Source organism: Frigoribacterium sp. AC759 (genome assembly GCF_979256015.1).
In genome coordinates this window covers 467219-479997 of sequence record NZ_CEEDMT010000001.1, presented here as the reverse complement: position 1 = coordinate 479997, position 12779 = coordinate 467219, and the positions used below count along the sequence as shown (strand labels likewise).

Annotated in this window: 11 protein-coding genes and 2 pseudogenes; 2 read left to right on the top strand and 11 right to left on the bottom strand. The window is 63.6% G+C overall.

The genetic code is table 11. The features are described from left to right. Positions 1-121 precede the first annotated feature (121 nt). On the bottom strand, positions 122-961 hold the full coding sequence (locus ACZ6JE_RS02225; RefSeq protein WP_464318073.1) for a metallophosphoesterase family protein: 840 nt from the start codon (positions 959-961) through the stop codon (positions 122-124). 235 nt (positions 962-1196) lie between these two features. Further along, positions 1197-1715, bottom strand: a complete 519-nt coding sequence (locus ACZ6JE_RS02220) for a hypothetical protein (protein ID WP_464318072.1) — start codon at positions 1713-1715, stop codon at positions 1197-1199. A gap of 213 nt (positions 1716-1928) precedes the next feature. Between ACZ6JE_RS02220 and ACZ6JE_RS02215 the strand changes: the two genes are divergently transcribed. After that, positions 1929-2225, top strand: a complete 297-nt coding sequence (locus ACZ6JE_RS02215; protein ID WP_464318071.1) for a helix-turn-helix domain-containing protein — start codon at positions 1929-1931, stop codon at positions 2223-2225. A 654-nt stretch (positions 2226-2879) separates the two neighbouring features. On the opposite strand, the gene istB is transcribed toward ACZ6JE_RS02215, so the two are convergent. The 7 genes and pseudogenes from istB to ACZ6JE_RS02180 form a co-directional block, all read right to left on the bottom strand. Next, the gene (gene istB / locus ACZ6JE_RS02210) at positions 2880-3659 is read right to left on the bottom strand and encodes an IS21-like element helper ATPase IstB (RefSeq protein ID WP_464318070.1); all 780 of its coding nucleotides are present in this window, start codon (positions 3657-3659) and stop codon (positions 2880-2882) included. Then, positions 3659-4877, bottom strand: a pseudogene (gene istA / locus ACZ6JE_RS02205) (IS21 family transposase). Before istA ends, istB begins: the two are co-directional and overlap by 1 nt. A gap of 1098 nt (positions 4878-5975) precedes the next feature. Continuing rightward, on the bottom strand, positions 5976-6194 hold the full coding sequence (locus tag ACZ6JE_RS02200; protein ID WP_464318069.1) for a type IV toxin-antitoxin system AbiEi family antitoxin domain-containing protein: 219 nt from the start codon (positions 6192-6194) through the stop codon (positions 5976-5978). Positions 6195-6419: 225 nt separating this feature from the next. Further along, positions 6420-8084, bottom strand: coding sequence for an ATP-binding protein (locus ACZ6JE_RS02195; protein WP_464318068.1), 1665 nt, complete (start codon positions 8082-8084; stop codon positions 6420-6422). A gap of 5 nt (positions 8085-8089) precedes the next feature. Beyond that, positions 8090-9226: an SIR2 family protein gene (locus tag ACZ6JE_RS02190; RefSeq protein ID WP_464318067.1), complete on the bottom strand. Its 1137-nt coding sequence runs from the start codon at positions 9224-9226 to the stop codon at positions 8090-8092. 51 nt (positions 9227-9277) lie between these two features. Continuing rightward, positions 9278-10018 carry an FAD-dependent thymidylate synthase gene (gene thyX / locus ACZ6JE_RS02185; protein WP_464318066.1) on the bottom strand — a complete coding sequence of 247 codons (741 nt, stop codon included), beginning with the start codon at positions 10016-10018 and terminating at the stop codon, positions 9278-9280. Between the two features lie 59 nt (positions 10019-10077). Beyond that, a pseudogene (locus ACZ6JE_RS02180) lies at positions 10078-10410 on the bottom strand (FAD-dependent thymidylate synthase); the annotation flags it as partial. A gap of 152 nt (positions 10411-10562) precedes the next feature. Here ACZ6JE_RS02180 and ACZ6JE_RS02175 point away from each other — a divergent pair. Then, complete coding sequence (locus tag ACZ6JE_RS02175) at positions 10563-11468, top strand: TIGR01777 family oxidoreductase (protein ID WP_192060129.1); 906 nt, start codon at positions 10563-10565, stop codon at positions 11466-11468. A 45-nt stretch (positions 11469-11513) separates the two neighbouring features. Here the strand turns inward: ACZ6JE_RS02175 and ACZ6JE_RS02170 are convergent, their stop codons facing one another. Next, positions 11514-11960 (bottom strand): tetratricopeptide repeat protein, encoded by a 447-nt coding sequence (locus tag ACZ6JE_RS02170; RefSeq protein WP_371740706.1) that lies wholly within the window; start codon positions 11958-11960, stop codon positions 11514-11516. A gap of 49 nt (positions 11961-12009) precedes the next feature. Next, the gene (gene dapB / locus ACZ6JE_RS02165) at positions 12010-12741 is read right to left on the bottom strand and encodes a 4-hydroxy-tetrahydrodipicolinate reductase (protein ID WP_243213780.1); all 732 of its coding nucleotides are present in this window, start codon (positions 12739-12741) and stop codon (positions 12010-12012) included. Between the last annotated feature and the right edge of the window lie 38 nt (positions 12742-12779).

Sequence of the window (12779 nt, the reverse complement as noted above, 5' to 3'; positions counted from 1 at the left end):
ATGGCTTGCGAAGGCCCTTAAAGCGAGTCCGTCTCAACTCTTGGAGGAGGGCTGAGGTTCAGCATGCCCTTGAGGCAGAAACTGCATCGGTCTCTTGCTGGGTAGCTGGCAGAAGGCTCAGTCATTCCAGCCAGCGCCATGTGAGATCGGCAAGGTTGAGGACTCCTGTGTTGCCGGCCATGGTGTCTCGCGGAAGGGCGTAAACGCGTCGGCCGTCCTCAAGACGGCCCTCTGCCCGCTTGTGCATGTGGCCGTGAAAGAGCAATGTCGGACGGACGTCGTTCCAGAGAGCGGTAGTTATTGCGCGGCTCCGTCGCGACGCCGCAAGGCCTCTCGCTGTAAACGCTTGCTCAATGGGTTGGGCAATGATGCGGTCGATCTCAGTTGTGCCGCCATCGACTGCCTCATGCGTCAGCATGACGTCGGTTGTGCCGCCCTGGGCAGCCACACGAGCCTCATCCCGCGTCGCTTCCTCTTGCGGCCACCAGTCCATGCCCCGTACGCGACCCTCCTGATCGACAGACGCGGCCCCGCCGAAGGAGAGGAACTGTCGATCGCCGATTACAAAGCGGTAACCGCGGGGCAGGAAGGCAATATTCTCTGCGCCCGGAACGAGGTACGGATGATGGGGATGTTTTTCAAAACGTGGACCAAGCTGGCCCCAGTGATCGTGATTGCCGGGCGTAATGAGAATGCGCTTAATATTGAACTCGCGCATCAGGCCGGAAAGGGTCGCTTTATAGTCAGCCCAGGGCCGATTGGAGCCCAAGTTAAAGTCTCCGAGGTGCAGTATCGTGCGCACATCGGGTGCTTGCTGATGAAGTTTCTTGAAAACCGTTCGGACCCATGGTCGGTTGCTGTGCCAGTCGCCGGCGATGGCGACGCGCTCCTCATCGAGGCCCGTCGTCTGCAGCGCACTCGTTAGCGGTGGCGGCAGTTGGCTGTCGTCGATGGCTGTCACTTCGGGACCTTGACCGCATTGAGCATCTGAGCACCCACCGATGGGAAGTCAGTCGCGGAGTCTCGACTCATCTTCTCGCTCCATGACAAGTTCAAGGATGTGACCGACCCGCTCAGAGTCACGTACGGGATCGTGTCGGTGTCGTGCATGCGTAGGGTGCCCACTGCCCCCACCGTGAATCGAGGCCAGCCTAATTCGATGGGTTGGCAGTCCCGCGCGTGGTTAGGTTGCGGGTTCACAGGCCGAGGAACCGATCGAGCGACCCTTCAAGGAAGTAAGAGAGAGTAGCAGCAACGGGCCGGTAAGATCCGCCCTCCAAGAGGTGTTGGCGAGGGGACGCGGGCATACCCTTTCGTTTCGGAATCATGGGATTTTCGAGAGTCATCACTGCTCTGACCAGGCCTGGGACAGCCTCGACAGGGATCGAGGCGATGATTGGGGCGAGAGCGTCGCTGATTGGCGCGGCTCTGCTTCCAGAAGGGTCGACTGTGAACTGCCAGTCTGGGAAGACAAGCTCCCGACTCGTCTCGAATGCGTAAAGCGAACCTGCCGACGCCATGCCGCTTACGTCTGAGGTGCGCAACTTGAGCATGGCGGCTGTCTTCTCGGCGGTGTAGGCGGTTCCTCGGTCGATTATGGACATCCGGGCCAGAACAATTTGCAGCTCCTGCGTGGACAGGTGCATGCCAGTTTCAACTGGGCGATCCATCATGCCGAGACGTTCGAGCGCTAGAAATCGGTGGGTCGACTTCATGCGTGAGCGCTCTTGCATAGCCCTGACTACGGCTGCCACCTCGAGGACAAACTCGGCGGGGTTCTGCCATCCAGCGGTGGCTAGAGCGTCTTTCAAATCATCCGTGGACTGAGTCCAGCCAGTCGGGTCGATTGGGGGATCACTGGTTGCGACCATGCGCATGCCTTCCTTGCTTCGCGTTGCCGTTTTACCAACCTATTGGCAATTTAGCTAATGCTTTTGAGGCTCACCATAGACACGATGGATCGAGTGACGGTCCCCCCTCCGAACTTCCCGGCCATGGCGGCTGAAGCTCGGCGTCTCAGGGTGGCGCGGGCCCTGAGCTTCACGGATATGGCGCGAGAGTCCGGACTTGACGCGGCAAACGTTTTCCGACTTCTTAACGGCCAGGGGCGCGGGACGCTCAAGAGCTGGCATGCCGTTGCTCACGCTCTCGACTGTCCTCTCGGTGAACTAGTGGCCAGGCTTGACGACCCTTGGGTATCCGTCTCCGACGACGCAAGCACCTAGATCTACCATCACGCGGGTGCCAGTTGAGGCCTGAGATCGAAGCAGATGCAACTCGCGCACACTGTTTTGACGGCCATGCGAGTTCGTCCTTTTGAGTGGGGCATCGCGGGTATGACGCTCGTCGCTTTGGATCGCGTCAGGGCCCATGTCCTAGAAGGCTTCGCGACGGTGGAGGCCTGGAGTCGAGCGGTCCCTCTAGGGCTCCTCGATTCGACCCCAGGTTCACTACCTTCCAGGCGCGGATTCGGTTTGGACGCGCTCGGAGTGCTGGAGGTCTCGAAGCAGGCCTTTGAGGCCGAGCCGAAGACCCCTTTATGACCTTGTCTTTGATCTGGCCTGGCAGGCCCAGCAGGGGCGCAGGGCGCAGATCGCGTCTAATGGGCTGTCGAGGGCATCAGTCCAGGTTGCGGAACTTGGACCCTGACGCCGTGAACGGTCAAGGTCGGGGTTAAAATATTCGATGGCGGTGGCAGCTAGGAAGAACTAAGAAGAAGAAGAAGAAGACGGAACGGCGGTTGACCTGCTCCGGGTGGAACATAGAGACGCCGCAAAGGCGCGAAAGCTGGCGCGAGTCATCGCAGAGGTTGATGGTGTCAGCGCTCGTTCAATTTAGGCCAGTTTCGCTCGTCGAAAGTTAGGCCACGAGTTGTTTGTTTAGTGTGCCTGGTTCTCGGCTCGGGCTGAAGGCAGCGTCTCGATCTGGCTGTTCTTGAGCCGATAACTGGAGCCCTTGAGGGTGATGACGTCGGCGTGGTGGACGATGCGGTCGATCATGGCGGCGGCGACGACTTGGTCGGAGAACACGTCGGCCCATTTTGCGAACGGCAGGTTCGAGGTCAGGATCAACGACGCGTGCTCGTAACGACTCGAGACGAGTTGGAAGAAAAGGTTTGCGGCGTCTTGCTCGAAGGGGATGTAGCCGACTTCGTCGATGATGATCAGGCCGTAGCGTCGCAGCTTCGCCAGCTCTGCGGGAAGGCGGCCCTGGGTGTGAGCGGTCTGCAGTCGGGTCACCCATTCCGTCGCCGTGGCGAACAGGACTCGGTGTCCAGCGTTCGTGGCTCTGAATCCGAGAGCCATCGCGAGGTGCGTTTTGCCGGTTCCGGGAGGCCCGAGGAGGACCACGTTCCCGGCGTCAGCGAGATAGGCGCCTCCGGTGAGATGGGCGATGGTGTCCCGTTTCAGGGCGGGTTGGTGGTCGAAGATGAAGTCCTCGATCGTCTTCCGTGCTGGGAACCCGGCGGCGCGGATGCGGAGGTTCGCCCCGGACGCGTCGCGGGCTGAGACTTCCCGGTCGAGGACGGCTGCTAGGTAGTGCTCGTGCGACCAGCCGGCCTCTCTTGCCTGGGCAGCGAGGCGCTCGGCGGCGTCCTGGATGCGGGGCGCCTTGGGGACTCGGGCAAGGAACTGGATCTGTTTCAGGTCGTCGTCCATCAGGCGCTGATCCCGTCGATGTGAGCACCGAACGCGGTGTCGTAGTCCGTCGGGTCCCGCAGCAGGTCCGTGTCTGCAGGGACGGGCCTCGGGTTTTGGAACTGCTCGCGCAGGCGCCGCGCTTCGATGACGTGGCCGGGGTCGGTGATCTTTTGGGTCGAGCCCCAGGCGCGCGCATGAGAGGCGACTTGTCGGCCGTCGAGGGTGACGGCCACGTGCTCGAGGTCAGCTGCGACGGCCACCATCCGGCAGATCACGGTCGGGTCGACGGAGTAGTCGTTACCGAGGACACCGACGTAGTATTGCCCGCGGCAACCGCACCTGCTCGTCAAACCCGACCGCCGGCGCAACCGGCGGCAACGGCAGCATCCGGTCCCGGTCCAGGCCGATCAAAGACGTCGGCTTCGCCCACAACGCCCTCACCGCCCGGCTGTTCGCGGTGAGGAGCCAAGCCCGCAGCTGCGCGATAAAGTCAGCTGGAGAGGTGAAGGTCCGGCCGGGCAGGAACGACGTCTCCAGGAACTCGTTCGCGCGTTCGACAATGCCCTGGGACTCTGGATCGAGAGGCTTCAGCTGCACCAGCTTCGTCGCGAGCGTCCCGCAGAACTCGGGCACCCCGTGGGCGAGGCTGTTCCGCCGTCCGATGTCAGCTTCGTTGTCTCAGATCAGCCGGCGCGGGACCGCGCCGAGCTGCTCACGAAGCAGCGACCGCATTCCCGCCAACGAGTCTGCGGTCGTCCGTGACGGGATCATCCTCGCGGTAATGAACCGCGAATACGACGCCACGATCACCAGCACCGGAAACACCACCGGGCCCGCCGGCGTCATCACCGGTGTCGCCGGGAACCAGAGATCGCACTGCGCTTGGTCACCGGCCGCGAACGACAACCGGTCCGCGGGGTCCTTCGGCTCGTACTCGGGCCGCAGTAACGCGACCTTCTTCCGGAACCACGACACCGACCCCGACCAGCCGACCCGTTCCGCGATCACGGTCGCCGGCATCGCCGGGAACTCCGCCAGCAGCTGCCGCACCCGGACCTCGAACTCGTCGAACGCCGACGGGACCACGGGTCTCGAATACGACGGCGGACCCTCCAAGGCCAACGCCTTCGTGACCGTGTCCCGCGCGATTCCGAGATGCTTCGCGATCGCCCTGACCGACAGCCCCTCGCTGCCGTGCAGGTGCCGGATCTCCGCCCATTCCTTCACTGTGATCACCCAACCAATCTGTCTGGGTGGCCAAGTTATCGAAGAGCCTTACTGGCCTAGATTTCGAAGAGCGTAGACAGAATGCCTCGATTCGTCCGTGTCTCAGCACTGGTATGAACCGCTCGACGCTGCCCTGCACGGATTGGCGTCGACCAAGGATTCCGGTCTTCCGCGAGGAGAACGAGTGGCGCCCGTACGCACGTTCTCAAGGTACGTTCACGCTTGCGAAACACCGCGCTTTGCCCAACGGTGCCATCGCCCCGTACATCGAAGTGCCGTTACCGCTTACCGCCCTCAAGCGCATTGTCATAGGACCTGGGGCATTCAGCCCCGCCGACATCAGACCCCCGTTTACGTGGCACGAGCAGACCTTGAGTCGCGTCCATGCCCCGGACGACGCCATTCACAGGCTGGTTCGGCAGCACGGACTCAACATCTTTCCCGAACGATCTACCATCCCCTACCGGACCTAGACTTTGGGGCTTTTCGGCCCCAAGCTTCCCGCGGCTGGAGCAGACCGCATGGTCTGTTCCGGATCGCTGATCTTAAGGGGAATGGTCGCGGCCAAGGCCGGGACGCTCTTCGTCACCTTCGCGACGAACGCCTCGATTCCCGGCAGCCGGGTCTGAGATCGCAAGACCCGATCGAGTGCCCGGCTCGCGTCAGGCACAGCATCCGCGCCTGCCGTGACCATGAGGTGCGCAACCGCATTTGCCCCATCGCCGGGGGCCTGCCCGAGTCGCTTCGCATAGGGCCCAACAGGGCCGCTAGGCGCGTCTCGTCGAGGTCGTACGCGCCCCGCAGCGCATCGCGCAGGGCGTCTGCCGCGAGGAAGACATCGCCTTCGTCTGCAAGTAGATCGACGACCGTCCGCTCACGCGTAGTCACAGTCATGCCGTCGAGGATCTCCACGTCAAGCGAGTCCAGAACGCGCCAGGAGTAAGCAATGCCATCTCTCGTGCTCTGACGACGGGAAGGAACGATCATCAAGTAGGGGGCTGGGTAAACGTCCCCCATGCCGTGGACCACCGCTGCTGCCGCGGAGGCCACGACGACGTCGGGCTTCGGCGCTTGTGTACGATCTGGCGCGAGCGCTTCGGCGTTTGTCTACAACCATGCCGCTCGAAGATTATCTAGGTGGCTTGTCGGGGCGGCTGCGAGGCGGTAGACGCCATAGTGGTCGGTCCGCTCAAGCGTGCCCAAGCGCACGCGGTGAGCAAGGTTCGCCCGTGCGACACCGTGAACGCGTGCTTGCGCAGTCGTGATCATGCCCCACTGGCACGCTGCGATGTCAGCGAGGCGCTGGTCCACGGATGCACGATGCATGCTCTAAGAGTATCAAGCAGCGATCCGCTGGAGCATCGCCTGGTCTCAAGGACGAATCCGACGCTCCCACACAAGTCTTTAGAACGGTTGGATCTGTCGGACGGCCACGATGTCGTCTTACTCGCTCCGTATGGACTCGCCGACTGGAAAAGCGCCAACCGGGGGTCTCGAGGAAATCAGCCGTTAGCAGTGTCGCAGTGCGCCACAGGGACTACGTGCCCCGCGTCACCGTCCGATGCCCCACCCTGACGAATAATTTGGACCGTCGGATCGAGGCGGACAGTCTGGCCGCTGCATTCGAACGGCGACGGGAACAGGTAGATCGACGCCCATGACTACCGCCTCACCCTGACGCAGACCCGGAAGCAGCTGCAAGGAGGACACGTCCATCTCCGCGGCCGCCGCTGCGACCATCTGCCTGTCCTGCCCGTCGGCAATGCGGTGAATGATCATCATCCCGACCTGGCTCAACATGCCGGCGGGTAGGTCGGATGGGCGTTGCGTAGCGATGCAGAGGGTCAGCCCGTACTTCCTCCCTTCCTTGGCAATGAGTTCGAAGGCATCGAGCCGAGAAGAGGTGCTGTCATCCCCGATTGTTCGTCCGAGGAACTGATGCGCTTCGTCAATGGAGACGACCAGTGGAATGTCAGCAAAGAGTCCCTCGCGTGCTCGACGAAGGAGGTGGTGGCCCAAGATGTTGACCACTATCTCTCGCAGGTTGTATGAGGCGGGAACGTACTTGAGGGAGATGCAGAGGACATTTGAAGAGGCGTCCGCAAACCACTTTTCAAGCTCAGAAAGGACGTCTTCTTGAATCGTCGAGCCAATCACGTTCATGACCTCAGTGCTCTGGAGAACGTCGTCGATTCTCGTGATGAGCGACCCAACGTGCCCAACTGCCGAGGTGTCTACGGCTCCGAACCTGCTCCCCGTGCCCGGCTTCACACACTCGTGACGTATCTGAACGCTCAGCCTTGTCAGATCAAACGGGCCGTACGGGTCCTCGACGGCCTTGGAGTGGAGGGTGAAGGCGGCATCGAAGTCGGCGGACGATCCTTCGGGCGGCTTGACGATCGCACCGTCTTCGAGACAGTCCAATTCCGGGCTGTGTACTTCAGCATGGTGGGCAAGCCGTAAGGAGCGGACAGCAGCATGCATTTTAGGAAGCTGTGTTCCCGACGACGGCAGAAACAGTGCATTGCGATCTGTCTCGCGCATGAGGTGATGAGGAACACCCACCTGGAGGACGTCATGGTCGACTTTGCCTGACCCCACGGACAGGTGCGTGACACCTTCGTCCAGGCTTCGGAACTCCCCCGTGGGGTCGAGGACGATCATTTTGCCGCCTAGCGAGACGGTTGTCTCTGCCAGATGAGCTACCGTCCAGCTCTTCCCCGAGCCGGTGGCACCCACGACGGCCAGATGTCGACCGAACAGATCGTCCACATTCACGCGGGTATAGATTTCGCCCACGGAGAGCTTTCCAAGATGCGCAGTGTTCTTACCGCTCTGCACCGCGATGGCCTTCTTGACCGCGTCCTCGCTCGCATCGAAGATTCGATCACCGACGGTTGGGTATCGGGCGATGCCTCGGTCCGATGATCCGTTCCGATCGAGTGTGCCCAAGAGCTGCACGCGACCTTGTGCCATTGGCTCCGCCTGGGGGTCTCCAAGCTTGCGCAAATCGGCAGCGAGAACTGCGATGGAGATGAGCCGGCCCAGGACGGCTTCAGGCCCGACCTGGATGAGCAAAAATTGCCCCACTTCTCCCCTGCGCAACCTGCGCCCATGCAAGTTCGATGAACCCGCCGCGGCCATGGGCAGTGTCACCGAGACGCTCGAGCCATCGACCGCGTGGACAACACCCACGAACCTGTCCTCGGAAAACATGGCGTCTAGTCCTCGTCCAGGACCCGCTCGACACGACGAACGTGGTCTGCTAGCTCATCCCGCTGCCGGATGTCGGGGAGCAAAGCGATCCCGTCCTCAAACTTCCGCGCAATCAGGGCCACTCGCTCGTCCCCGTCCTCGACCAAGCTTGCGAGTTTTCCGCCGAATTCACTGCGGTCGGTGGTGTTTAGCGCCGGATCTATGACGGCCATCTTAAGACCGGTGTTCGCTCGCAGAGCAGCTTCAATGGGAGCCGTGATGTGGTTGTCGCGGAACCCAAACCCGATGACGAGGAGGCCAACATCGGTTCCTCTGAGCGCCATCTGAAATCGCGACATTATCTCTTGGTATGGCTGCGCATAAGACAATTCGTACTTGTTCTGAGCGGGGTAAATGAGGACAGGATTGTCTGGAATCTCGCTTGTGCGCACGATTCGGCCGTTCCGCTTCGACCAGTCAACAGAACCGTGCATCTTAAAGAGCTGCACGACGTTTGGTTCGGCAATAGTTGTTTCATTGGCCCGTCGTCGAACGAAGTCGATGTCGAACCAAGATCCATCGAAGAACGCCGAGCCCCCCAACCCAAAACCATCGACGATCGTGGTCCGCGTTGTCGCCGCCGAGACTTCGAAGGCCTGGTCGTAGTTGGTCGTGAAGATTTGGGCACGCCGTCCCCTGGGTGAACGCCGGGCCAGCTTGCGCATCAAACGCTCATGCGTAGGAAGCCTGCTGGTTGACTCGACAAATCGGCACTTGGCCAGCACCACCGCCTCCGCGGCTGTGATGAAATCTTCAAGTTGTGGCGCTGGGTCAAGACGTTGGCGGAGGATAGCCTCTGAAAGCAGAGCTTCTAGGTCGTTGTTGGCCGACTCGTTAGGAAGCAGGGGAGCTGCATAAGCAAATTCCGGCAGATGGGCAATTGCGTCCCACAGGTCCCGCATAGAGGGTGCTTTACCCAGGTCAGTCTGCACACCCAGGGACGTCCCGAGACCGGCAAGAACAATCAGTGTCTCGGCCTGCAGAACTTCACCTAGGAAGTCTTGAGCACGCGCGCGAACCGAAGACGCGTCCTCGTCCCCAGACAGGCTGTTCTCCCAACCCGTCGATCCCAGCAACACATCGCCATCACCCAAAGTCGGCACTTTCCCCCTGAAGCATCGATCACGCGGCCCCACCACTTACTGAGGCGCGTGCTACGGCGCGACTCGTCCCGAATCCACGAATGCCTGGTACGTGATCGGCATCAACTTTGCGAACTCTGCTTCCATTTGCTCAGCTACCATTTCGATCTCCCTCTGCGGGAAAGACGGGAACTTCGCATCATCGCTGTGGACCCTGAGCGACAGGAAAGACATGAGCGAGCGTGCGTTGCACGTCGCATACATCGAGCTGTAAGTGGCCACTGGGAGAACTCCTCGGGCGACTTCGCGTGCAACACCGGCCTCGAGCATCTGGGCATAGGCGTCATAGGCCGTAGAGCAAGCACGCCGCGTCGCTGAACTCACGAGGACAAACTGTTCCGCGGTGCCTTCAACGAACGTGTAGTGACCTGGCTTTCCCACCTGCACTAGCGGCCTCGAAGAGTTGGGCTCGTAGAAGATGGGAGCGAGGCGGCGGTAACGACCGCTCTCCTCATTATAGGACCATCCCACGCGATGACGCATGAACTCTCGGAAGACAAAAATCGGTGCCGTGATGAAGAAGGTCATGGAGTTGTGCTCAAACGGCGTCCCGTGGCGATCGCGCATCAGGTACCTGATGAGGCCTGCCGATCGCTCGGCATCGCTGTTGACGGCCTCGAGGGATTTCTCGCCTGCCGTCGACACTCGAGCCGCCCAGATGACGTCTGAGTCTTGCGCTGCTGAGCGAACAAGCTCGACGTCAACATCACTTCTGAAAACAGGACCAGAGTCCTGGGTCAACTCGTCAGCCATTAGCAAGCCCCCTTCAGAGACAGATTGAAGCAATTGAGGCGGTTCTCAACGGCCGGATAATCTTCGTTGTAGCTCGCCATGCGGTGCCGCATGAACTCGCGGAAGACGAAGATCGGCGCCTGGACGTAGAAGGTCATCGAGTTGTGCTCGAACGGCGAACCGTGGCGGTCGCGCATCAGGTAGTTGATGAGCCCGGCGCCCTTGGTCGCCTGGGCGCCGTCGGCGGACGCCTGCGCGCCGTCGAGGGTCAGCTCGCCCATGGTCGAGACGCGGGCGGCGAAGAGGACGTCGGAGTCGTGGGCGCTCGACCGGACCAGCTCGACGGTCACGTCGGAGCGGAACTCGACGGCGGATTCGGGGGTGGACGGGGCGAGGGGTTCGGCATCGGTCACGGCGTCGACTCTACAACCGGTGACGGGGTGCTCCGAGGGCGACCGACGGACCCGCACCGCGCCTCCTCGGCACCCGGTCGACACCGAGGAGGCGCGCCTAGGCTCTCGAGGAGGGCGCGGTCGCGCCTCGCCGCCGATCGAGAGCAGGACCCATGAACGACGCCCCCCGGACGGTCCTGATCGCCGGAGCATCCGGCCTGATCGGCACCGAGCTCTCGACCCAGCTGCGAGCCGCCGGTCACACCGTGCTCTCGCTCGTCCGCGGCGAGCCGCGCGACGACACGCAGTTCACCTGGATCCCCTCGGCCGGAGTCGTCGACACGACCCTGTTCGATCGGGCGGACGTCGTCGTGAACCTGTCGGGCGCCTCCTTGGGCCGTCTGCCCTGGACCCGCGGTTACAAGCGCGAGATCGTCGGCTCGAGGGTCGACGCCACCCGGACTCTCGTCGCGGGCATGCGCGCCGCGTCGACGCCGCCCACGGTGCTCCTCAGCGGCTCGGCCGTGGGGATCTACGGCGACCGCCCCGGCGACCGGCTCACCGAGTCGAGCCCGCGCGGCACCGGGTTCCTCAGCGATGTCGTCGCCGAATGGGAGCGGACCGCGCTGACCGCACCCGACGGCGTGCGGGTCGCGCTGATGCGGACCGGTCTCGTCGTGGGCCCCGGCGGCGCGCTCGCGCCCCTTCTCCCCCTCACCCGCTTCGGCCTCGGGTCTAGACTCGGCACCGGCGACCAGTTCTGGCCGTGGATCAGCCTGCACGACGAGGCGGCCGCGTTCGTCCACGTGATGGCCTCCGACCTCGACGGCCCGATCAACCTGGCCGGCCCCACCCCGGCGACGAGCGACGCCCTGACGCGTCGACTCGCGCACGACCTGTCGAAGCCGTACGCCCTCACCGTGCCCGAGTTCGTCATCTCGACCGCGATGCAGGAGGCCGGTCGCGAACTGCTGCTGCCGAGCCAGCAGGTCGTGCCCGAGAAGCTGCTCGCCGACGGCTTCGTGTTCCGTCACCGGACGGTCGACGAGGCCGTCGACGCGCTCGCCGCCGGTCTCTGACGAGCCGACCACGAGGCGCAGGCCGGAGAGCCGAGGAGGCGCGGGTCAGGCCCTGCCGCGCCGACGCAGCGTGATGGCCCAGCGGATCGCCTGTCGCGCCCGACGTCGATCACCGCAGGCGTCGTAGGCGAGACCTAGCCGGAACCAGGCGCGGTAGTCGTCGGGGGCCTGCTCGACCGCCTCGCGGTAGGCCGGGAAGGCCTCGTCGGCGGCGGCGCGGTCGTACCGGCCCGAGGGCCTGCGCGGCACGTCGTCGACGGGCAGCTGGTCGGCGGCGCCCAGCTCGCGCACGATCGCCTGGGTCGCCAGGCCGAAGCGGATCTCGGCCACGAGGGCGAAGACCCCGAGGAGCGGCAGGACCACGAGACCCACGCCGAGACCGACGGCGACCGCCTCGCCCGTGGCGAAGAGGGCCACGGCACGCTGACCGACGAGCACGATGTAGAGCACGAGCAGGGCGGCCATCACGAGGGCCGCGACACGGCCCTTCACGGGCAGGCGCGCATCGGTCGGCGGGCGCGCAGGGGTCGGCGGGCGCGCATCAGTCGAGGGGCAGGACGCTGTCGAGCCCCACGACGACACCGCTGACGGTCGGCGCGGCCGACATCGCGACGAGCAGCCCCTGCTCGTAGGCGCGCTGGGACAGCGTGTCGTGCGTGAGGGTGAGGGTCTCGCCCTCGCCGCCGAAGACGACCTCCTGCTTGGCGACGACCCCGCGGAGGCGGAGGCTGTGCACCGGCACGCTCGCCACCTGCTGCCCGCGGGCCCTCTGGTCGGACGAGGGGGCCGAGACCGGCCCGAGATCGCGACGCGCCTCGGCGATCAGCTCGGCGGTGCGCACCGCCGTGCCCGACGGGGAGTCGACCTTGCCCTGGTGGTGGGTCTCGACGATCTCGACCGACTCGTAGAACCGGGCGGCCATCGTGGCGAACCGGGTCGCGAGCACCGACCCGAGCGAGAAGTTGGGGACGACCAGGACACCGGGGCCGTCGACGTCGGCGACGATCGTCGAGAGGCGGGCGATGCGCTCGGCGCTCCAGCCCGACGTGCCGACGAGCACGGGGATGCCCGCCCGCACGACGTGCTCGACGATGCCGGGGCTCACGGCCGGGTGCGTGACGTCGACGACGAGATCGGCCCCGACGACGCGGTCGAGATCGTCTCGGGACGAGAGCCCGGCGTGGAGCTCGAGGTCGGGCGTGCGCTCGATGAGATCGACGATGAAGCCCCCGAGCGTGCCCGTGGCCCCGACGACGGCGATGCGGGAAGTCATTGGTCAAACCTACCGGGCGACGGACCGTCGAATACGAT